The sequence below is a fragment of the Lentzea sp. NBC_00516 genome, assembly GCF_036346835.1.
In the GTDB taxonomy this organism is placed as follows: domain Bacteria; phylum Actinomycetota; class Actinomycetes; order Mycobacteriales; family Pseudonocardiaceae; genus Lentzea; species Lentzea sokolovensis.
Window position 1 is genome coordinate 7,420,696 of the sequence record NZ_CP107840.1, and the last position, 20,548, is coordinate 7,441,243.

Sequence of the window (20,548 nt, forward strand, 5' to 3'; positions counted from 1 at the left end):
CTGTGAGCCCTCGTGCGCGTCCTGGTCATCGGGTCTGGAGCCCGTGAGCATGCCCTTGTCCTCGCGTTGTCGCGCGACCCGCAGCTGACTGCCTTGGCGTGCGCGCCGGGCAACGCCGGCATAGCGGGCCACGCCGAGCTCTACGGCGTCGACGTCGCTGATGCCTCGGCGGTCGCAGAGCTCGCGAAGGAGTGGAAGGCCGACCTCGTCGTCATCGGCCCCGAACAACCGCTGGTGGTCGGGGCCGCGGACGCTGTCCGAGCGCTCGGCATCCCGTGCTTCGGCCCGTCGAAGGCCGCTGCCTGCATCGAGGGGTCCAAGGCGTTCGCCAAGGACGTCATGAACGCCGCGGGGGTGCCGACCGCGCACAGCGAGGTCGTGGACAACCCGGCCCGCCTCGACGCCGCTCTGGCCCGGTTCGGCCCGACGTGGGTCGTGAAGGACGACGGCCTGGCCGCTGGCAAGGGCGTCGTCGTGACGGCCGACCTGGCTCTTGCCCGCGCCCACGCGATGACGTTGCTCGACGGCGGCCACCCGGTGCTGCTGGAGTCGTTCCTGGACGGTCCCGAGGTGTCGCTGTTCTGCGTCACCGACGGCGTGTCCGTGGTCCCGCTGATCCCGGCGCAGGACTTCAAGCGCGTGGGCGACGGCGACGCCGGCCCGAACACCGGCGGCATGGGCGCCTACGCGCCGCTGCCGTGGGCGCCGGAGGGCCTGGTGTCCGAGATCGTCTCGCTTTGTGTCCAGCCCGTGGTCGATGAGCTGCGCGCGCGGGAGACGCCGTTCGTCGGCCTGCTGTACGCGGGCCTGGCGCTGACGTCCAACGGCATCCAGGTGATCGAGTTCAACTGCCGCTTCGGTGACCCGGAGACCCAGTCCGTTCTCGCACTGCTGAAGTCGCCGATCTCCGCCCTGTTCCTGGCGGCGGCTGATGGTTCGCTGGCGTCGTTGCCCGCTCTGGAGTGGGAGAACGGCTACGCCGTGACCGTCGTCCTGGCGGCCGAGGGCTACCCGAACCGCCCGCGCACCGGCGACGTGATCACCGGCTCCGAGGCCGACGGCGTCCTGCACGCCGGCACGCGCCGCCGTGAAGACGGCGCCGTGGTCTCGGCAGGCGGCCGCGTGCTGTCGGTGGTGGGCACCGGCAAGTCGCTGTCGAAGGCTCGCGAGCGCGCCTACAAGCGCATCGCGGACATCCACCTCACCGGCTCGCACCACCGTTCGGACATCGCTTCGAAGGCCATCGACGGGAAGATCACACTGCCGTGAGCCTGCTCGGGTGTGTGCTGGGCGGTGCCGTGGGCGACGGTTTGGGCGCGCCGATCGAGTTCTCGTCGATCGACACGATCCGCCGCCAGTACGGCCCCGCGGGTGTCGTCGACCTCCCAACGCTGGAGATCACCGACGACACCCAGATGGTCCTGTTCACACTCGAAGGTCTTTTGCTGGCAAGGAATTTGGGCATCGACCCGCACCTGACCGTGCGGGCCGCCTACGCGCGCTGGCTGCACACGCAGGGCGGCCCGGCGGTCGCTTCGGACGGCTGGCTGATGGCGGACCAGCGCCTGCACTCACGGCGGGCGCCGGGCCACACGTGCATAACCGCGTTGAAGCACAACGAAAAGAACAACTCGAAGGGCTGCGGCGGCGTGATGCGCGCCGCCCCGGTCGCCGTCTGGTCGTCCGACGTGCGCGAGGTCTTCGAGCTGGCCGTCGGCACGGCGAAGATGACGCACCACCACCCGAGCGGCTACCTGTCCGCAGGCGCCCTGGCCGCGATCGTCCACGCGTTGCTGTCCGGCTCGGACCTGGTCGCGGCCGTAGCCGTGGCACGCGCCGAACTGGTCCGCTGGGACGGCCACGAGGAACAGACCTCGTTGCTGGACAAGGTGATGGGCCTAGGACCCCTGACCCCGGAGGAGATCGAGTCCGAACTGGGTGGCGGCTGGGTGGGCGAGGAGGCCCTGGCCATCGGCCTGCACGCCGCCCTGGTGGCGCCGGACTTTCCCACCGCCCTGCGCGTCGCCGTGAACCACTCGGGCGACAGCGACTCGACGGGTTCGATCTGCGGCAACATCCTCGGCGCCCGCGACGGCGTCACCGTCATCCCCGCCGACTGGCTTGCCGTTCTGGAACTACGAGACGTGATGGAACGCCTCGTTCTCAGCTGGTGACGGGAATCCACAACTCCGCGGTCGCCTGGTCACCGTTGATCTGCGTGCGCAACATCGACGGCCCCTCAACGCTCTCGTAGCTGTTGGACGGGAACCACTGCGTGTACACGTCCCGCCACATGTACTGAATCGTCTCGGGATACGGCCCCTCAGCCGTGAACACAGCCCACGTGTTCTTGGGCACTTGGAGGGTCTCCATGTCCTCCGGCGCTTCCTGACTCGTCACCACCCCCTGGAAGTAGTCGAGCATGTCGCCCTCCTCGACCCCTTCCTGGTTGAACGTGAGAGCCAGCATCCCTCCCGGCTCCCCGTCACTGAGCGCCTTCATCCGTTCCAGCGCCGGCATCCCGATGCCCTTGACGAACTCGACGATCGCGGGATTCATCCCGAGGTGCACCAACGGCACCCGCGTCCCCCTGCCGACAACCTGGAACGCCTCCTTCTCGACCACCCGGTACTCCATGCTCGTACTCCCCTCCACAACCAGTCTGAACGTGAGAATCTGCTGCGACTGCAACACCTTCCTGCTGGCCCGAGCCTCCTGAGGCCCCACCCCGTGCATGACCTTGAAAGCACGAGCAAAGGCCTCGTTGGACCCATAACCCCACCGGACAGCGACGTCGAGCAACGACCCCCGTCCACTGAGGACCTCGTTCGCCGCCTTGGTGAGCCTTCTGCGCCGGATGTACTCGCTCAGCGGAATCCCGGCGAGCGCACTGAACATCCGGCGCAGGTGGTACTCACTGGTGCCCGCGATCCGCGCGAGCACCTTGACGTCCACCTCGCCTTCGAGGTCGTCCTCGATGCGGGCCATGGCCTCGTTGAGTCGTTCCAGCACGTGGTCAACGCTATGGGGCTCGACGCCTTCTCACCCGACTAGCTGTGCCCTATCCGATCGCCTTCCGAACCTCGTCCGCCACCTTCTGCGCGATGGGCGTGAACGTCTGGACGTAGGTCCTGGGGTCGTCCGGCGCCCAGTCGCCGTACCCGGTGAGCTGCACCTGCGTGCGTCCAGCCACAAAGGAGATGGTCGGTGAGTCGCCCACCAGGTAGCTGCAGGCCGCGAAGTCGCCGATCTTCTCCGTGCTCATCACCGCCTCGCCCGTGATCTTGCGCGACGGCGAGGCGGGGTTGCAGTCCTGCGCGTCCTTGACCGCCATCTCGGCGTTCCGGTACGTCCTGAGGCTGATCTTCAACGCATGGCCCCGACTGCGTTCCGCGGCGTTGAACCACTCCGGGGACAGCCGCCTGCACTCCTGCAGGTTCGAGTAGAAGTACCGCACCTCGTTCTTGTCGTTCTCGAACCGCTCGAAGGTCTCCCGCTCGTAGTAGTCCGCCTCGACCACACCGGAGTCCTTGCCGTTCGTGATCTCCTGGAAGCGCTGGCTGCTCAGGACGTCACAGGCGTTCGGCACGCTCTCGTACCGTCCTGTGTGCACGTGCGTCGTCGCGCCTTGCGGACCTTTCGCGAGGTTCGCCGCAACACCCTCCAGCAGTTTCACGAACGTTGCCTTGGGGTCCGTGATCTCCTTGACGTTGCTCAGGCTCGACGCACCCAGGTGCGCCTGGGCCTTGCCGTCCGCGCTGGTGACACGAGCGTTGAAGCTGTCCGGCTTGAGCCCAGGGCTCATGTACGCCCTGAGTCCAGCCGCGGTCACCGGCGTGTCGTCCTTGCCCTGGTAGTCGGCCGGCAGCAGGTCGTTGAACGGCCGCTGGCGGATGGAGAGCGTGAACCGCTCGATCCCGCCCTCCGCCGTCGACTCGTAGAGGCACGTGGAGATCGCGTCGGTCTCGTCCTTGACGGTGGCATCGGCGGCCGGCACGGACTGCGGCAGATAGCTCTGGCTGTGCCAGCCGTGAGCGGCGTCCCGGAAGCCGATCTCCTCGAGCAGCGTGGCCGGCATGACCGTGCAGGCGTCGATCACCGCCAGGTCGCCGTACCTGACCGTCTCCGGCTCGGCCTTCTGCGCGATCACGCTGACGTCGGCCGCCTCGGGTTCCGGCGCGGACGCCTGCTTGTCGTTTCCCTTGAACAGGACGGCCGCGGTGACCCCACCGCCGACCAGCAGAACCGCCGCGAGGACGGCGGTGATGATCAATCCGGTGCGCCTTTTCCTCGGCGGCTGCTGGTGAAACGGATAAGGCTGTTGATACGGGTGTTGCGCCGGGTAGGGCTGCTGTCGTGGCGGGTATGGCTGTTGTGGCCCGTGCACTCATTCCCCCAGGTGGTCGCGTGTGTTCCTCCCCAAGTCGCGGAAGCTACCGGAATCGCGACACGCCGCCAGTGGAATCGGGACGGAGAGTGATGTGGAACCAACGAGGGGTGGTCTTCGTCCAACCACAGGTACGTCTTACGCAGGCGTTGGTAGCCTGCGAAGCGGGACCGAACCGTTACCAACCGTACGGGGGTAGGACGTCGTGACACAGGAGAGCGCGGGGGCGGATGCCGCTCTCAGTGCCGTCGCGGGTTTGGCAGGCGGCGCGATCGGGGCAGCGGTCAGCACGTTCCATGCGGCATCAGCCTTGCTCGGCGGGATGACGTCGGGGCCGTCGAGCCAGAACTTCCACGTCAACAAGGACAACGTCCTCAAAGCCGGCGTGATCATTCAGGGCCAGGCCGCAGAGTTGCGCACGGCGCTGAATGCGGCAAGGCGAAAGCTTCTGGTCAACGTCGACGCACAGTCGGCGGGAACGGTCAGTTCGAACATCGCAGGCTTGTGGAATCGTCGTTTGATGACCGATGAAGACTCTTATGCGGGTCGAATCGCGCAGTACGTTGAAAGCCTCGAAAAGTTGGGGGCCCAGCTGCAGCAGTCGGCCAAGCAGTACGGTTACACAGAGGAAGAGATCACTACGGTTTTCGGAAAGACGACGTGAGTAACACCTTCCTCAAGATCATCGCGGTGGCGTCCGTGCTGACGGCTGCTACCGCGTGTACCGGTAGTGTCGAAAAAGGCAAGCCAAGCCCCACTGCGGGAGGCGGTCCCACCTCGGGAACATCAGGTTCCGCCAAGGAGTTGCCGAAGCGCCCAGCCGAGTTGAAGCTCGGCGGAGTTGATGCGTGCAAGCTGCTTACCCAGGCTCATATGGCCGAGGTCAAGGTAACGGAAGCGGTGCCGGATCAGCTCGAGGTGTCGAACTTCGGGAAAGCTCCTGGCTGCATGTACAACAATGGGGTCAAATACAGCTACACCGTCATCCTGGTGACTAACAAGGGTGTGCCGTTCTGGCTCAGTGGCTCTGGAAACGTGGACGCGAAAGTCGTGAACGTAGCTGGATATGGTGCCGCTCAGCTTACTTTTACTGGCACGGACAGCGTGAACTGCGCTGTCACGGTCGACGTTGCCGAAGGTCAACAGCTGTACATGGGCTATGACCCCACGACCCAAAAAGGCGACACCCAGGACCAGATGTGCAGTAACGCCAGCAAGGCTGCCGAGCTCGCGGTCGAGACTCTCAAGACCTTGAAGTGAGGGGGAAACATGTCGGGTGAACAACTCACTGACTGGAACTTCAATGGCTGGAGCAACCAGCAACTGGCGGACGAGGTCCAGAAACTCGCGACTGGCAGCGGTGAACTCTCCCGGCAGTTCGCGGCCGCGTCCGATGTTCTCCGGGATCTCGCGGGCAACCTGCAGGACGTGGACAACGAACTGCGCAACCAGCTGAAGGTTCTTGGCATCGACTGGGGTGGAGCTGCAGGCGAGGCGGGTCAGCAGAAGACCAAGGTCACCTCTGAGGGCTTCAACGACGCCGGCGAAGCGACCACGGGAAACTCGGACGCGGTGGCTCGTCAGGGCGAAAGCACCAGTACCGCCCGCAACAGCTCGCCTGAGTCCCAGACGCTGCGCGGCGACACGGAGCAGAACTTCGGAGACAAGGTCGGCGGCTTCTTCGGCGTCGAGACCGACCACGCCCAGGAGGTCGCGGCGACCAACGCCGCCCGCCAGCAGGCCATCGACAGCCTCAGCGGCTACACCTCGAACAGCCAGAGCGCGATCGACTCGTTCCGCACGCCCAACCCTCCGCCGGACATCGTGGTGGCCAGCGCTGCCGTCGCCACGCCTGTTGGATCCCAGGTCGGCACGCCGGCGGGTGGCCCTCCGGGCGTCAGCGGCGGACCGGGCTTCACCGGCTCGCCTGGTAGCCCAGGCTCCCCTGGCTTCTCCGGCGTGCCCGTCGGCCCCACTCCGGGCACTCCGGGCACCCCGGGCAACGCCACCGGCATCCTCCCCGGCATCACCCCGAACCCGCTCGCGGCCGGCTCCGGCCTGCCCAAGGCGATCGGCGCCCCGCCGATCGGCCTGGCCGCCGCGGCCACCGCTGCTGCCGGCCTTGCGGGCGGTACGGCTGGTGCGCGCGGCGCGCAGGTCGTGGGCGGTGGACGTGGGCCCAGCCAGGCCCCGAAGACGTCCATCGCGCCTGCTGGGCCGAAGGGTGCGCCGAGCACGATCGGTGGTGGGAAGTCCGGCGCCGGTGCTGGAGGTGCCGGTGGTACCGGTGCCGCGGGCAAGGGGCCCGGTGGCGCGATGACGCCCGGTGGTGCCAGTGGCGTTGGGCCTGAGGCCGGCCGAGCCGGTGCTGCCGCAGGCAAGGGTGGCGTCGGTGGCAAGGGTGCCGGGTCGCTCATGTCGCCCGCGGCCAGTGCTGCCAAGGGCGAGGAAGAGGAGGACGGCGAGCACGTGCGCAAGTACGGCGTCGACTCCGACGAGATGTTCGGTGACGACCGCATGGTGGTTCAGTCCGTCATCGGCGAAGACCCGAAGGACAAGTAGATCTCTTGAGCTCACCAGGTTCTGTGGTTCTGTCCACAGTGGAGTTCGCCGTGGTCTGGGAGGCGCAGCGCCTCCCGGCCGCGCACGTCGCGCTCGACACGCGGATTCCCTCCATCACCCACACCGAGAAGTCCGAGGTGGTGAAGCGGGCCTGGGAGTCGCTGGAGGCGCGCGGCTTGGCCCGCAACGGCCGGGCCGTGCCCGAGCTCGCCGACGGGTTCGCGTTGCTGGCGAACCACCAGGTGGCGATCGACCTGTGGATCTGGGCCGACCGGCAGATCACCGGACTGGCTGCGGCCATCGGAGATGAGGCGATCCTGGCGGTGCGGGATCGTGACGAGATGTGGTTGATCGAGGCTCGTGGCACGGCGCTCGCCGACGCCGCTGTGTCGGTCGCCGGGGAGATGCCCGCCGGGTTCGGACGGTCGATCAGCGCGCCCTACGACGAACTCGTGGCCGCTGCCAAGGACGTCGGGCTGGACGCGCAACGGATGATCACCACACTGGAGCGGCGGGGAATGCGGCTCGGCGACGCGCAGGAACTGGCCGGGATGCTCGACGGCATGTCCACGCGCGGGCAGTTCGGGGTGCAGCGCAACGGACAGCGCGCCGGCCGTGTCGTTTCCTTCCACGACACGCACAACGGGCGGTACCTCCGTCAGCTCAAGCCGAGCAGCGACGGGCGCAACTGGTGCACCATCACGCCGGTCGACAACCATCGGCTCGCCGCCTCGATCTGGGAGCTCTTGCAAGAAGTCTGATCGTGGAACCCTCGTTCGTGCCCGCCCGTCGAAGTTGACGGGCGGGCTTCGTCGTTCGAAAGAGCGAATCGGCGCACCGCCTGACGCAATTCGTTCTAAGGTCGGCGAGTAGACGTTGAGGGGGTAGGCGCGCGTGGCTGCGACGAAGTTGAACCATGAAGCCATGGAACAGTGCCGAACGACCGTGAGCAGTCAGGCCGGGCAATTCGGCGCGATCGGCGACGGCTTTTCCGGCCAGTACGGCAATCCGGACATTTTTGGGAAACTCGGCTCTTCCGGTGCGATCTCGGGCGCGGTGTCCGCAATGGACCAGGCGGGCACGCAGGAGTTCGAAGCGGCGGAGAAGGTGCTGCGCAAGGTCGAGGGCGCGCTCGACACGATTCAGACCAATGTCGCGGACGTCGAGGAAGTCAACAAGAACTCCCTGAGGGCGGTGTGACGTGAGCGCGATGGACGAAGTCGCGGCGTTGCCCGGCGGCGCGGAACTGGCCGCGCTCGCGGACAAGATCGAGACCGCGCAACCCCAGGCCGTCCGCGACATCGCGAACCGCTGGAAGCAGGCAGCGGGCAAGTGCGGCGACCAGACGAACGTCCTGCAGCGGTCGGTGACCCAACTCGACGGCGCCTGGGAAGGCAAGTCCGCGGACGGTTTCGTCGCTTACATGGCCAACGTCACGAAGTGCGGCACCTCGATGGCCGACGCGCTCAACGGCGCCGCGACCGACCTGGAGGCGGCCGCGAACGCGTTGGAAACCGCGAAGACCTCGATGAGCCGCATCTGCGAAAACCTCCTGAGCCGCGCCCGCCAGACGCGCCAGCAACTCCACGGCCAACCGCAGGAGGACGTCGACAGCGTCATCCGCAGCTACTGCGCCGAGGCCATGAGCGACGCCCAACCCGTTGTCTCCCAAGCGGAAAGCGCAGTCAACGCCGCCGCCGGCACCCTGAAGGGCCGCCCCGGCGCGCTGACCCCGAAGTTCTCGTCACTGGAAGACCCGAACGCCCAGTCCTTCACACCCGCACCGGGCAAGCCCGTCGAGTGGGCCCCGGCCGCACCGCCCGACGACTCGACCAAGGCGTCGTCCACATCGGACCCGCAGCCCACGTCCACCTCGACGCCCGCGGCTTCCGGCCACGGTGGTGGGGGTGGTGGCGGCGCTTCCGGCGGTGGAGGCGGCGGTGGCGGTGGAGGTGAGGGCGGCGGCATGGGCGGCCTCGGTTCCAGCGGCGGCCCGCCCTCGGGTAGCCCGCCTCCCGGCAACGTCGAGGAATGGATCCGAGAGGCCATCAAGATCCTGCAGGCCAACGGTATTCCGGTCACCGAGGAGAACATCGACGAGATCTGGAAGATCATCGAGAAGGAGTCGAGCGGCAACCCGCACGCCATCAACCTCTGGGATTCCAACGCCCAGGCGGGAACGCCCTCCAAGGGCCTCATGCAGTGCATCGACTCGACTTTCAACGCCCACAAACTGCCCGGCCACGACGACATCTGGAATCCGGTCGACAACATCGTTGCCGGCGTCCGCTACACCTTCTCGCGCTACGGCGGTTTCGAAGGCCACCCCGGCCTGAAGGCGATGTCCCAGGGCGGCGGCTACCAAGGGTATTAGCCCCGCGCGATCGGGTGAGTTTTGTCCGGAACCCGGCACTTCTTCGTCAGGTATGTCGTGACGGAAAGGCGCCGGGTTTCAGTTATCCACACCCACACGGGTAACGAATGTCCTGAAACACTGTTATCTGCGCCCGCATATTGCGGAAGCGCGGGGGGTGCGACAGGAGGTACTGCAACCCAGACGCTCCGATCTGGGTGTAGCGACTCAACCGTTGCAGCCAAGGTGTGGCGACCGGGACGCTGCAACCCAGGTTGTGGCGATCCAGGTGCGGGGACCGGGGTGTGAGGCCGGGGCGCGGGACCTGGGCGTGGGACTTGGGCGGCGGGACCTGGACGTGGGGACCTGGGGCGTGCCGGAACGGGACGTGGGGACGTGGGGGGTGGAGAGGCCTGAGGCGCGGAGAGGGCCTGAGGTCGCGAGGCCTGAGGCGGAGAAGCCTGAGGTGGGGGAAGCCTTGTGCGGGAAGCCCGAGGCGAGGTGTAGACGGACGAAGATGAGGTGCGGAACAGGCAGAGGTGGGGAGAGGTGATGGGGAGTTAGCCTGGCGGCATGCTGACCGTGGCTGCCCGTGCCGACGTCCCGCCCTTCCACGTCATGGACGTGCTGTCCGCCGCCGCGCAGAGGCAGCGCACGCACGGAGACGTGATCTCCCTGGCCGCCGGACAGCCGTCGAGCCCTGCGCCGCGACCGGTGCGAGAGGCCGCGGCGCGAGCCCTGGGCGAGCACGCATTGGGGTACACCGAGCAGCTGGGGATTCCCGAACTGCGGCAGGCCATCGCCGGGCACTACAAGCGGCAGTACGACCTGGACGTGACGGCCGACGACGTGGTGGTGACCACGGGGTCGTCGGGGGCGTTCACGCTGGCCTTCCTGGCGGCCTTCGACGCGGGCGACAGGGTTGCCCTGGCGCGGCCGGGATATCCGGCTTACCGGAACATCCTCAAGGCGTTGGGGTGTGAGGTCGTCGAGTTGCCGTGCGGGCCGGACACGCGGTTCCAGCCCACGGTCGAGATGCTCGATCCTGGGCTCAAGGGCGTGATCGTGGCGAGTCCGGCCAATCCGACCGGGACGACGGCCAACGTCGAGCCGATCGCTACCTGGTGTGCTGCCAACGGGGTTCAGCTGGTCAGCGACGAGATCTATCACGGGATCAGCTACGGGGAGCCCCTGCGGTGTGCCTGGGAGACGTCGCGGGACGCGATCGTCGTGAACTCGTTCTCCAAGGCGTTCGCGATGACCGGGTGGCGGCTCGGGTGGATGTTGTTGCCGGAGCGGCTGCGCAGGGCTGTGGACTGTCTGACGGGCAACTTCACGCTTTGTCCGCCCGCGCTGGCTCAGTATGCGGCGGTTGAGGCGTTTCATGAGGACGCGTATGCGGAGACGGCTGAGCATCTTCAGCGGTACAAGGTGAACCGGGATCTGTTGCTCGAAGGGCTGACGGACCTCGGCATCGACAAGTTGGCGCCGGCGGACGGGGCGTTCTACGTGTACGCGGACGTCCGGCATCTCACGGACGACTCGATGGGGTTCTGCAAGAAGTTGCTCGACGACACCGGGGTGGCGATCGTGCCCGGCATCGACTTCGACCCCGTGGACGGGCATCACTTCGTGCGGATGTCGTTCGCCGGCGCCACGCAGGACATCGAGGAAGCGCTCAGGCGGTTGAAGGCCTGGCTCTGAGCACCGGACAGGCAGGCAGCCGAGCCGGACGAGAGCGACAGCACCGGGCGAGCAGCAACGTCACACGACCAACCAACAGGGCCGGCAAGCAACAAAACCGGTCGGCCGGACGTTCACGGGGTGGAGGAAGGGGAGTCCTATGTGGGCGATCATCGGGTGGCTGGTGGCGATCTGGATCGTGCTGGCCGTCGTCGGGGCCGTGGTGAAAGGCCTTTTCTGGCTCGCTGTGATTGGAGGACTACTCCTCGCAGGCACCGCGGCTTACGGTGCGATCAAATCCAAGCGTTGACTCTGGATTAATGACTACGCACCGCTCACCATGGGGCGGTGTTGTTAGCCAACGAGGCCCGCCTTGAGCGGTGGGAGCGAAAGGTCGAGTGGCCGTTGACGGCGCTCGCCGCGGTGTTCCTCGGGGCCTACGCGTGGCAGGTTCTTGATGATCACGGGGCCATGCACGTGCCCCTGGAGATCGCGTTGTGGCTGGTCTGGGCCTTGTTCGCGGCCGACTTCGCCACGCGGCTGACCTTGGCTCAGAACAAGCTCCGGTTTCTGAAAACGCATCTCTTCGATCTTGCCGCGGTTGTTCTGCCGATGGTGCGGCAGCTCAGGGTGCTTCGGCTGATCACGGTCATCACGCTGCTGAACAAGAAGTTCCAGCACAAGATCAGGCAACGGGTCAGCATTTACGTCGCCGGGGTGACGATAATCGTCGCGTTTTGCGCGAGCCTCGCGGTGCTGGACGCCGAAAGGCACGCGGAAAACGCCAGCATCACCACGTTCGGTGACGCGCTGTGGTGGACGCTGACCACCATGTCGACGGTCGGGTACGGCGACCGCTACCCCGTCACGGGTGAGGGGCGGCTGGTCGCGGGGTTGTTGATGGTCGGGGGCATCGCGTTGCTCGGTGTCATCACCGGCACGATCGCCAGCTGGCTCGTGGAGAAGCTGCGCGGTGTCGAGGAAGCAGAACTCGAGACCGTGCAGGAGCTGCGGAGCCTACGCGCCGAGATCGCCGAACTCCGTGCGGAGCTCGGCGCGCGCAACAGCGGCTGACGTCCACAGTCGCGCGTCCCAGCCCGCGATCAGTGCGCCCTCCACATTGGACAGGCGGTCGTCGAAGAAGATCACGTCCGACGAGCCGATCACGTCTGACGTGTGCTTCCAGATCGCCGCGTCCGGCTTCGCGCAGCCTAGGTCGCCGGAGAAGATCAGGTGCCGGAAGTGCTTGGCCCACGGCACCTTCTCGGCCAGCCGTCCGAACGTCGACGGCGCGTTCGACAGCAACGCCAGCGGTATGCCGAGAGCCGCCAGGTCCTCGATCAACGCGACGGTCTCCACCACCGGGTCGTCGAGCCACCCCGCGTTGTCCGTGGCTGTCAGCTCGCGGACGAGAGCGTCGTCGAGGGTCAGTCCCAACGACGAACCGATCCGCCCCCAGTACTCGGCGTCCGACCCGCCGCGGTCGTAGGCGTCACGGTCCCAGTACGTCGTCTCGAAAGCCTGCAGTGTCACCCCGAGCTTCGCCGCCATCGCGGGCCGCGCCGGGTTCCGCTGGCTGATCACCTCGCCGAAGTCGAACACGATCCAGCGCATCTCAGACGTCCTCTCGAAGCCGGCGCAGCACCTCGGCGATGTCGGACGAGTCCACGTCGCCGTGCGTCACGAACCGAACCTTGCCTGACATGGGACTGGCGAAAACCCCGACCTCGCGCAACGACAACAGCGTCTTGTCCAGGTCGGGCACCGACGCCAGCACGATGTTCGTGGCGGGCTCGGCCACCTCCCAGCCCAGCGCCCGCAGTCCGGAAGCCAATTCATCGGCTTTCGAATGATCGTCGGCGAGTCGATTAATCCGGTCGAGGGCGACTAGACCCGCCGCGGCCAGCACTCCGCCCTGCCGCACCCCTCCACCCAGCATCTTCCGCACCCGCCGGGCCTCGACGACGAACGACGCGGACCCCGCCACCACCGATCCGACCGGGGCACCGAGCCCCTTCGACAGGCACACCTGAACGGTGTCCACCCCGGCAGCCAGCACAGCGGGCGGCACCCCGAGAGCCGCGGACGCGTTCCACAGCCGGGCCCCGTCGAGGTGCACCGCCAGCCCGATCGACCGGGCCGCCGCCACCAGCGAAGCGTGCTCGTCGACCGACGTCACCGTGCCACCGGAAGCGTTGTGCGTGTTCTCCAGGCACAACAACGTGGTCCGCAGCCCGTAATAAGGAGACTCACCACCGCCGGCGGCGATCACGGCCTCAGGAGTCATCGAGGCAAGGGCGTGCGGCATCCCGCCGGCCAGCCACGCGGCGGTCCCGAGCTCGGCGTCGAGCACGTGCGCGCCGAGAGGGGCCAGGAACCGGTCACCGCGATCCAGGTGCAGGAACAAGGCGATGAGATTGCCCATGGATCCGGAGGGAACCCACAGGGCGGCCTCGACCCCGAGCAGCCCGGCCACCCGCTCCTCCAGAGCGGCCATGGTCGGGTCGTGGTCCAGCACGTCGTCGCCGACCTCGGCCGCCGCCATCGCGCGGCGCATGGCCTCGTCGGGCTTGGTGACGGTGTCCGAGCGCAGGTCGATGGGGGTCACGAGCTCGATCACATCACATCCGGTGAACGACCGAGGGGGTGATGTAGCTCTCGCCGGTGGTTCGTGCAACCGTTGGTGCCGCAGTTTCCGTCCAGTCAGTGCAACTCGAGGAACGAGCGGAGAGCAGTCCGCGTGGATCAGCGCGACGAGCAGGAGTTCGCGGAGTACTTCGTGGCTCGCCGTGAGGCCGTGCGCCGAACGGCATACCTGCTGTGCGGCGACTGGCACCGCGCTGACGACTTTGCGCAGACGGCCTTCGTCGCGGTGCACAGGAGGTGGCGGAAGATCCGGGACAAGCAGGCTCTTGACGCCTACGTCCGACGCACCGTCGTGCGTGCGGTGATCGACGAATCGCGCCGTCCGTGGCGTCGCGAGAAGTTCACCGACGAGATGCCCGAGTCGCCGACGACGGACAACGAGATCGGCGAGACGGTCGCGACGCGCGAGGCGTTGTTGAAGGGCCTGCGCAGAGTTCCGCCCAGGCAACGGGCCGTGCTCGTGCTCAGGTTCCTCGAGGGCCTGGACGTCACGGCCACGGCCGAGGCGCTGAAGTGCTCGGAAGGAACTGTGAAGAGTCAGACCGCGCGCGGGCTGGCAGCGCTCAGGGAAGCTCTGGGTGACGCCATCGACGACCTGCGACCGGCGTCGTGACCAGCGAGAGGAGGACGTAGATGGACGAGCAGAAGCTCGCGGACCTGTTCCGCGACGCAGCTCAGGACGCACCACCGGCGTCCTTCGACGCGGGCGACGTCCGCACGGCTTCGCGCCGCGCCACGCTGCGAAAGCGCAACTCGATCGCCGCCGGCACCACCCTGGTCGTGGTGCTCGGATTCGGCGGGGTCTTCGCCGCCAACGGCTGGGTGAGTCAGGACTCGAGCAGTTTGAACAACGCGGGTTCTGGGCAGAACCGTGACAACGCGGCAGAATCCCCGATGACCGCACTCGAGGTGAAACCCTCTACAGGCTTCTCCGGTGAAAGCAAGTCCACGCAGGGGGACGCGCAGACGCCGGGAAGCACTGGCCCTTCGGCCAGTGAAAGCGCAGTGCAGGGCTGCGCAGGTGTGGACCGAGAGCTCGCTGACGCCCTCGCCGACGAGCTTTCGGTCTCACCGGACTTCGCAGTGTCGCCCACGCTGACCTGCTCGCCCGACTCGCGCTCGGTCGCGTACAAGATCGGCGGGCTGACGATCACCGCGATCGTCACGCCGCAGCCGTTCGAGGCGCCAGCCGGTGCGGAGAAGGTGCGGACCGCCAGCGGCCAGGACCTCTACGTGTTCACCGAGGGCGACGGGGAGCTGAAAGGGCAGGCCAAGCGGTTCGCGGACGCACTGGCCCCCAGGTTCTGATCGTCCGCCCAGTACCCTGGCTCGACTATGACGGCAGCAACTCCCAAGGGTGAGCGCAGGCGGCAGGCGCTCGTGGAGGCCGCGTCCGGCCTGTTCTCCGAGGGCGGGTTCGACGCGGTCCGGCACCGCGCGGTCGCCGAACGCGCAGGTCTGCCGCTCGCGTCGACCACGTACTACTTCGACTCGCTGGACGAGCTGATCATCGCGGCCGTCGAGTTCCACGGCCGCAGCGAGCTCGCGAGCTTCCGGGGACGGCTCTCGTCGCTGCCCGAGCAGATGACCGACGACGTGCTCGTGGAGTTCATGCTCGACCTGCTGGTCGGCGAGGACGCGACCGACATCGAGGCCGTGCTGCTGCGCTACGAACGCCTCGTCGCGACCGGCCGCCGCCCGTACCTGCGGCCGTTGATGCGCGTGCTGTCGACCGAACTGCGCGGGCTGATCGCCGACGTCTTCGCCCGCTCAGGCAGGGACATCGGGAGCGACCGGGTCGAGGAGCTGATCGCGTTGGTGGACGGATCTGTGGTCAACTCGTTCATCGAGCTGAAGTCGGACCCTCGCGGCGTGGCGGCCAGGATGCTCCGTTCGGCTCTTTCGCGTCACGCCTGATGCAACCTCGCGTTCCTCCCATGCGTTCCCCTGGTTGAGGACGCGAGAGGGGAACGCATGCGCAAGGCCGATGAACAGGGCTTTCGTGAATTCGCGGCAGCCAATGCCGCGTCTTTGCGACGTACTGCGTATCTCTTCTGTGGCGACTGGCACACAGCCGAGGACCTGATGCAGTCGAGCCTCATGAAGATGTACGTGGCGTGGAAGCGCATCAAGGACCTCGACAACCTGATCGCGTACGCCCGCAAGGTGCTGCTGCGCACCTGGCTGGACGAGAAGCGCAGGCCGTGGCGCAGAGCCGAGCAGCGGGACGGGGAGCTGCCCGACGCCGCGGACGCCACCGTGGATCCCGACACGACCAGCGCGAAGCTGTGGGCGCGCGAGCTCGTGCACACCGCGCTGCTGCAGGTGCCGCCGAGGCAGCGGGCGGTGCTCGTGCTGAGGTACTTCGAGGACCTGCCGGTCGCCGAGGTGGCGGTGGCCATGGGGTGCACAGAGGGAACGGTCAAAAGCCAGACGGCGCGCGGTCTCGCGACACTGCGCACCATCGTGGAGAAGCTCGACAACAGTTCGGGGAGGGTCGCGTCGTGAGTGAGCAGGAGATCCGCGAGGGAATGCTGCTGGCCGTCTGGGACGAGCCGCCGCTCGACTTCGACCCCGACACCCTGATCAAGCGGGTCGAGCAGAAAAAAAGTCGTCGACGAGCGCTGGTCGCTGTGGGCGTGGCTACGGCGATGATCGCCGTGGCGTCGCTCGCGCTGCCCGGCCTGCTGCCTCGCGACCGGGACAGCCAGCTCGGCGCCGACACCCCGACGAACTCCTCCGCGCCGCCGACCGTGTCGGTGGACAAGAAGGCCCAGCAAATCGGCGACCAGCTGGCGCGGCGGATCGAGCAGCAGGTGCCGGACTTCAAGGACATCGGCGCGAGCTTCCACTCCGGTGGTCGCACGTATCCGCCGTACCCGACGTCGAACGCGCCGAAGCGGCCCGACGAGCCGGAGTTCTCCGGTTTCGTGTACTTCACCGACCTGCTCGGACCGACCGCGATGGAGGTCGTCGCCGGCAAGAACCAGCCGATCGCGACGACCTTCTGCCAGAGCGCCGTGCTGTGCCACGAGGTGCAGCAGCCGGACGGATCGGTCGTGACGGAGATCGAGCTCGCCGAGGGCCCTGACATCTCGTCGTCGATCGTGGTGCGGACGTTCCGGAGCGGGTACACCGTCAAGATCGGCGCCTACAACTACAACGTCTCAACGCAACTCGGTCTCCGGCAGACCGTGCCGGTGCGCGTGGGGGTGCTCACAGCCCTGGTCACCGACCCGGCCATCAGCTGGGAGTGAGTCCCCTGTGCACTAATCTGAGGGCGTGACGAAGCCCCGCATCGCCAACGTCCTCGCAGGTCGCTACGCCTCCACGTCGCTCGCGACGCTCTGGTCGGCCGAGCACAAGATCGTGCTGGAGCGCCAGCTGTGGCTCGCGGTGCTGCGGGCGCAGGCGGCCGCGGGCATCGACGTTCCGGCGACCGCGATCGAGGACTACGAGCGCGTGCTGGAGCAGGTCGACCTGGAGTCGATCGCCGCGCGTGAGCGGGTGACGCGGCACGACGTGAAGGCGCGCATCGAGGAGTTCAACGCGCTCGCGGGCCACGAGCAGGTCCACAAGGGAATGACCTCGCGCGACCTGACCGAGAACGTCGAGCAGCTGCAGGTGCTGCGCTCGCTGGAGCTGATCAGGTCCAAGGCCGCCGCCGTCCTCGGCCGTCTCGCGCGCCTCGCGGCCGAGCACTCCGACCTCGTCATGGCCGGCCGTTCGCACAACGTGGCCGCGCAGGCGACGACGCTGGGCAAGCGGTTCGCGACGGGCGCCGACGAGCTGCTGGTCGCGTTCTCCCGCCTCGACGAACTGATCGCGCGCTACCCGTTGCGCGGCATCAAGGGCCCGGTCGGCACCGCTCAGGACATGCTCGACCTGCTCGGCACGCCCGAGAAGCTGGAGGAGCTGGAGCGCACGGTCGCGGGCCACCTCGGCTTCGAGCGCGTGCTCACGAGCGTCGGCCAGGTCTACCCGCGCTCGCTGGACTTCGACGTCGTCTCGACGCTCGTGCAGCTCGCCGCGGCACCGTCCTCGGTGGCCAAGACCATCCGGCTCATGGCGGGCCACGAGCTGGTGACCGAGGGCTTCAAGCCCGGCCAGGTCGGGTCCAGTGCCATGCCGCACAAGATGAACACCCGCTCGTGCGAGCGCGTGAACGGCTTCGCGGTGATCCTGCGCGGCTACCTGTCCATGGTCGGCGAGCTCGCGGGCGACCAGTGGAACGAGGGCGACGTGTCGTGCTCGGTGGTCCGCCGGGTCGCGCTGCCCGACGCGTTCTTCGCGTTCGACGGGCTGCTGGAGACGTTCCTGACGGTGCTGGACGAGTTCGGCGCCTACCCGGCCGTCGTCGCCCGTGAGCTGGACCGCTACCTGCCGTTCCTCGGCACGACGAAGGTGCTGATGGCGGCCGTGCGCGCGGGTGTCGGCCGGGAGACCGCGCACGAGGCCATCAAGGAGAACGCGGTGGCCGTCGCGCTGGCGATGCGCGAGCAGGGCCTGGCGCAGAACGACCTGCTGGACCGGCTCGCCGCGGATTCCAGGCTGCCGCTCGACAAGGCCGCCCTGGACGCGCTGCTGGCCGACCGCCTGTCGTTCACCGGCGTGGCGTCGGCGCAGGTCGCGTCCATCGTGGAGCAGGTCGCCGCGGTCGTCGACAAGTACCCGGCCTACGAGCCGGAGCCCATTCTGTGATCGTGTCCGAGCTGGTCGTCTACCCGGTCAAGGGATGCGGCGGGCACTCCGTCGCATCCTCCGACGTGGAGCCGACCGGCCTGCACGACGACCGGATGATGATGCTGGTCGACGACGACGGCGTGTTCCTGTCGCAGCGCAAGATTCCGGAGATGGCCGCGCTGCGTCCGTCCCTCGTGGACTCCTCGCTGTCGATCGGCGGTGAATCCTTCCCGGTCGTCGTCGACGGGCCTCGGGTTCCGGTGGTCGTGCACACCTGGCAGGGCTCCGGAATCGACCAGGGAGACGCTGCCGCGGCGTACTTCTCCCACGCTCTCGGGAAGTCCGTGCGGCTCGTGCGGACGCCACCGGACCTGCACCGCGAGACGACCGGTGAGACCACCGGACTGGTCGGATACGCGGACGGCAACGCGTTGCTGGTGCTCTCGCTGTCCTCATTGGACGGGTTGAACGAGCGCATTTTGGAACGTGGCGGCGAACCGGTGCCGATGAACCGCTTCCGCCCCAACGTGGTCGTGTCCGGCTGGCCCGAACCGCACACCGAGGACCGGGTGCGGCGCGCGACGATCGGTGACGTGGAACTGGCCTACGCCAAGGACTGCGTGCGTTGTGCCGTGCCGATGGTCGACCAGGAGACCGGGCTGAAAGACGGTCCTGAGCCGATTCGCTCGCTGGCGACCTACCGGCGTGATCCGGACGGCGGCGTCACGTTCGGCATGAAGGCACAGGTCGTGCGCACCGGCATGATCAGCGTCGGTGACGAGGTCGACGTGCTGGAGTGGGCTTAGGCCTTCTGCCAGCGCAGCCGGTCACCGCGCTGAGGATCCTTGCGGCACACCAGCTTCTCGCCGAGCAGCCCGATGCCGTTCGCGCCCTCTGGATCGCAGCGCGCGCCCTCGTTGACCAGGAGTCCCTGCTGCGGGGGCTCGGTCGTCGTCGGCTGCTGCACGGCAGGAGGAGTCTGCGTGGGTGGCGGCTTCGGCTGCGTGGTCTTCGTCGTGGTGGTGGTCGTCGTCGCCACTGAGGACGATCCCTTGACCGTGATCTCGACACCGTCCGGAGTCGGGACGATGGTCACGGACTGGGGCGTGCTCGAAGTGAGCGAACCTCCTGCGGCAGGAGACGAAATGGGGCTGGAGTCGAAGCTCCACCCGGCCACGCCCAGCACGATGAGCAGTCCCAAGCTTGCCAAAGCCGGGATCCACAGGGCCTTTCTAGGGAGCACGGGTGCACCTTAAGCTTCTTTTGCCTTGATCTGTAGTGGTGCAGGGGTGTACGTCGGTTTACGGAACTCGGCCACGTAGGCTGACCAGCGTGCCTACGCTCGCTGACTACCAGCACGTCGCCCGCGGCAAGGTTCGCGATCTGTACGACGTGGACGACGAGCTGCTGTTGTTCGTCGCGTCCGACCGCATCTCGGCGTACGACCACATTCTGAGCACGGAGATTCCCGACAAGGGCCGCGTGCTCACCGCGATGAGCGTGTTCTGGTTCGAGCGGCTCGCCCCGAACCACCTGGTCGCGTACGACGACCCGCGCATCCCCGCCGAGGTCCGCGGCCGTGCGCTGCTGGTGCGCAAGCTGCAGATGGTCGACGTCGAGTGCGTGGCGCGCGGGTACCTGACGGGCTCGGGCATGGCGGACTACACCGCGACCGGTGCGGTCTGCGGGATCGAGCTGCCGGCCGGTCTGGTCGAGGCGTCCGAACTGGACCCGCCGATCTTCACGCCCGCCTCGAAGGCCGAGATCGGTGCGCACGACGAGAACGTGTCGTTCGACGTCATCGCCGAGAAGCACGGTGTCGAGCTCGCGTCGAAGCTGCGTGACCGGACGATCGAGCTGTACAGCGAGGCGCGCGCGTACGCGTTGACGCGCGGCCTGATCCTCGCGGACACGAAGTTCGAGTTCGGGCTGGACGCCTCCGGCGAGCTGATCCTGGCGGACGAGGTCTTCACGCCGGACTCGTCGCGCTACTGGCCGGCCGAGGGCTACGAGCCCGGTCGCGTGCAGCCGTCGTTCGACAAGCAGTACGTGCGCGACTGGCTGACGTCCTCCGCGTCCGGCTGGGACCGCAAGAGCGACGCGCCGCCGCCTGCGCTGCCCGCGGACGTCGTCGACGCGACTCGTCAGCGGTACGTCGAGGCGTACGAGCGGCTCACCGGCCGGTCTTTCGCTGACTGGCTGGCGTGAGTTAGCGCCGCTTTCACGCGGATGTC

The 20,548-nt window shown here is 67.6% G+C and carries 24 protein-coding genes; 19 read left to right on the top strand and 5 right to left on the bottom strand.

The window, feature by feature from the left end:
- Positions 1–12 precede the first annotated feature (12 nt).
- Positions 13–1,269, top strand: coding sequence for a phosphoribosylamine--glycine ligase (purD, locus tag OG205_RS33965; RefSeq protein WP_330272007.1), 1,257 nt, complete (start codon positions 13–15; stop codon positions 1,267–1,269).
- Entirely contained in the window at positions 1,266–2,174 is a 909-nt protein-coding gene (locus tag OG205_RS33970; protein WP_330272008.1) for an ADP-ribosylglycohydrolase family protein, read from the top strand. Before purD ends, OG205_RS33970 begins: the two co-directional genes overlap by 4 nt.
- Here OG205_RS33970 and OG205_RS33975 read toward each other — a convergent pair.
- Both OG205_RS33975 and OG205_RS33980 read right to left on the bottom strand, forming a co-directional pair.
- A complete protein-coding gene (locus OG205_RS33975; protein ID WP_330272009.1) occupies positions 2,164–3,012 on the bottom strand; it encodes an AraC family transcriptional regulator in 849 nt (282 codons plus the stop codon). The genes OG205_RS33970 and OG205_RS33975 overlap by 11 nt on opposite strands.
- A 49-nt stretch (positions 3,013–3,061) precedes the next feature.
- Positions 3,062–4,273, bottom strand: coding sequence for a hypothetical protein (locus OG205_RS33980; RefSeq protein WP_330272010.1), 1,212 nt, complete (start codon positions 4,271–4,273; stop codon positions 3,062–3,064).
- 319 nt (positions 4,274–4,592) lie between these two features.
- Between OG205_RS33980 and OG205_RS33985 the strand changes: the two genes are divergently transcribed.
- From OG205_RS33985 to OG205_RS34025, 9 genes are all read left to right on the top strand, one after another.
- On the top strand, positions 4,593–5,051 hold the full coding sequence (locus OG205_RS33985) for a hypothetical protein (RefSeq protein WP_330272011.1): 459 nt from the start codon (positions 4,593–4,595) through the stop codon (positions 5,049–5,051).
- On the top strand, positions 5,048–5,647 hold the full coding sequence (locus OG205_RS33990; protein WP_330272012.1) for a DUF3558 domain-containing protein: 600 nt from the start codon (positions 5,048–5,050) through the stop codon (positions 5,645–5,647). Before OG205_RS33985 ends, OG205_RS33990 begins: the two co-directional genes overlap by 4 nt.
- 9 nt (positions 5,648–5,656) lie before the next feature.
- Positions 5,657–6,949 carry a hypothetical protein gene (locus tag OG205_RS33995; protein WP_330272013.1) on the top strand — a complete coding sequence of 431 codons (1,293 nt, stop codon included), beginning with the start codon at positions 5,657–5,659 and terminating at the stop codon, positions 6,947–6,949.
- A gap of 5 nt (positions 6,950–6,954) precedes the next feature.
- The gene (locus tag OG205_RS34000) at positions 6,955–7,710 is read left to right on the top strand and encodes an ESX secretion-associated protein EspG (RefSeq protein ID WP_330272014.1); all 756 of its coding nucleotides are present in this window, start codon (positions 6,955–6,957) and stop codon (positions 7,708–7,710) included.
- Between the two features lie 133 nt (positions 7,711–7,843).
- Complete coding sequence (locus tag OG205_RS34005; protein WP_330272015.1) at positions 7,844–8,149, top strand: hypothetical protein; 306 nt, start codon at positions 7,844–7,846, stop codon at positions 8,147–8,149.
- Between the two features lie 10 nt (positions 8,150–8,159).
- Positions 8,160–9,323, top strand: coding sequence for a transglycosylase SLT domain-containing protein (locus OG205_RS34010; protein ID WP_330272016.1), 1,164 nt, complete (start codon positions 8,160–8,162; stop codon positions 9,321–9,323).
- A 552-nt stretch (positions 9,324–9,875) separates the two neighbouring features.
- Positions 9,876–11,006: a pyridoxal phosphate-dependent aminotransferase gene (locus OG205_RS34015; protein WP_330272017.1), complete on the top strand. Its 1,131-nt coding sequence runs from the start codon at positions 9,876–9,878 to the stop codon at positions 11,004–11,006.
- Between the two features lie 139 nt (positions 11,007–11,145).
- Complete coding sequence (locus OG205_RS34020; RefSeq protein ID WP_166049133.1) at positions 11,146–11,295, top strand: hypothetical protein; 150 nt, start codon at positions 11,146–11,148, stop codon at positions 11,293–11,295.
- Positions 11,296–11,333: 38 nt separating this feature from the next.
- Positions 11,334–12,059 (top strand): potassium channel family protein, encoded by a 726-nt coding sequence (locus tag OG205_RS34025; RefSeq protein ID WP_330272018.1) that lies wholly within the window; start codon positions 11,334–11,336, stop codon positions 12,057–12,059.
- Here the strand turns inward: OG205_RS34025 and OG205_RS34030 are convergent.
- Together OG205_RS34030 and OG205_RS34035 are read right to left on the bottom strand one after the other, a co-directional pair.
- A complete protein-coding gene (locus OG205_RS34030) occupies positions 12,003–12,599 on the bottom strand; it encodes an HAD-IA family hydrolase (RefSeq protein ID WP_330272019.1) in 597 nt (198 codons plus the stop codon). The two genes, OG205_RS34025 and OG205_RS34030, sit on opposite strands and share 57 nt — an antisense overlap.
- Position 12,600: 1 nt before the next feature.
- Positions 12,601–13,542, bottom strand: a complete 942-nt coding sequence (locus tag OG205_RS34035) for a threonine aldolase family protein (RefSeq protein ID WP_442916848.1) — start codon at positions 13,540–13,542, stop codon at positions 12,601–12,603.
- A 183-nt stretch (positions 13,543–13,725) separates the two neighbouring features.
- Between OG205_RS34035 and OG205_RS34040 the strand changes: the two genes are divergently transcribed.
- From OG205_RS34040 to OG205_RS34070, 7 genes are read left to right on the top strand one after another with little or no spacing between them, the layout of a single operon-like run.
- Positions 13,726–14,244: a SigE family RNA polymerase sigma factor gene (locus OG205_RS34040; protein WP_093595689.1), complete on the top strand. Its 519-nt coding sequence runs from the start codon at positions 13,726–13,728 to the stop codon at positions 14,242–14,244.
- 20 nt (positions 14,245–14,264) lie between these two features.
- Positions 14,265–14,939 (top strand): hypothetical protein, encoded by a 675-nt coding sequence (locus OG205_RS34045; protein WP_330272020.1) that lies wholly within the window; start codon positions 14,265–14,267, stop codon positions 14,937–14,939.
- A 27-nt stretch (positions 14,940–14,966) separates the two neighbouring features.
- Entirely contained in the window at positions 14,967–15,548 is a 582-nt protein-coding gene (locus OG205_RS34050; protein WP_330272021.1) for a TetR/AcrR family transcriptional regulator, read from the top strand.
- Positions 15,549–15,605: 57 nt separating this feature from the next.
- Positions 15,606–16,139, top strand: a complete 534-nt coding sequence (locus OG205_RS34055; RefSeq protein ID WP_319976610.1) for a SigE family RNA polymerase sigma factor — start codon at positions 15,606–15,608, stop codon at positions 16,137–16,139.
- Complete coding sequence (locus OG205_RS34060) at positions 16,136–16,888, top strand: hypothetical protein (protein WP_330272022.1); 753 nt, start codon at positions 16,136–16,138, stop codon at positions 16,886–16,888. The genes OG205_RS34055 and OG205_RS34060 overlap by 4 nt, the downstream gene beginning before the upstream one ends.
- A 25-nt stretch (positions 16,889–16,913) precedes the next feature.
- A complete protein-coding gene (gene purB, locus OG205_RS34065) occupies positions 16,914–18,332 on the top strand; it encodes an adenylosuccinate lyase (RefSeq protein ID WP_330272023.1) in 1,419 nt (472 codons plus the stop codon).
- Between the two features lie 2 nt (positions 18,333–18,334).
- A complete protein-coding gene (locus tag OG205_RS34070; protein WP_330272024.1) occupies positions 18,335–19,120 on the top strand; it encodes an MOSC domain-containing protein in 786 nt (261 codons plus the stop codon).
- On the opposite strand, the gene OG205_RS34075 is transcribed toward OG205_RS34070, so the two are convergent.
- The gene (locus OG205_RS34075; protein WP_330272025.1) at positions 19,117–19,557 is read right to left on the bottom strand and encodes a hypothetical protein; all 441 of its coding nucleotides are present in this window, start codon (positions 19,555–19,557) and stop codon (positions 19,117–19,119) included. The genes OG205_RS34070 and OG205_RS34075 overlap by 4 nt on opposite strands.
- A gap of 89 nt (positions 19,558–19,646) precedes the next feature.
- Between OG205_RS34075 and OG205_RS34080 the strand changes: the two genes are divergently transcribed.
- Positions 19,647–20,522, top strand: a complete 876-nt coding sequence (locus OG205_RS34080; RefSeq protein ID WP_330272026.1) for a phosphoribosylaminoimidazolesuccinocarboxamide synthase — start codon at positions 19,647–19,649, stop codon at positions 20,520–20,522.
- The last annotated feature ends 26 nt before the right edge of the window (positions 20,523–20,548 follow it).

Coding starts and splice junctions, on each gene's coding strand:
- OG205_RS34020 (WP_166049133.1), top strand. CDS start 11,146: ATGTGGGCGATCATCGGGTGGCTGGTGGCGATCTGGATCGTGCTGGCC.
- OG205_RS34030 (WP_330272019.1), bottom strand. CDS start 12,599: ATGCGCTGGATCGTGTTCGACTTCGGCGAGGTGATCAGCCAGCGGAAC.
- OG205_RS34010 (WP_330272016.1), top strand. CDS start 8,160: ATGGACGAAGTCGCGGCGTTGCCCGGCGGCGCGGAACTGGCCGCGCTC.
- OG205_RS34015 (WP_330272017.1), top strand. CDS start 9,876: ATGCTGACCGTGGCTGCCCGTGCCGACGTCCCGCCCTTCCACGTCATG.
- OG205_RS34055 (WP_319976610.1), top strand. CDS start 15,606: ATGCGCAAGGCCGATGAACAGGGCTTTCGTGAATTCGCGGCAGCCAAT.
- OG205_RS34035 (WP_442916848.1), bottom strand. CDS start 13,542: ATGCGCCGCGCGATGGCGGCGGCCGAGGTCGGCGACGACGTGCTGGAC.
- OG205_RS34045 (WP_330272020.1), top strand. CDS start 14,265: ATGGACGAGCAGAAGCTCGCGGACCTGTTCCGCGACGCAGCTCAGGAC.
- OG205_RS34050 (WP_330272021.1), top strand. CDS start 14,967: ATGACGGCAGCAACTCCCAAGGGTGAGCGCAGGCGGCAGGCGCTCGTG.
- OG205_RS33995 (WP_330272013.1), top strand. CDS start 5,657: ATGTCGGGTGAACAACTCACTGACTGGAACTTCAATGGCTGGAGCAAC.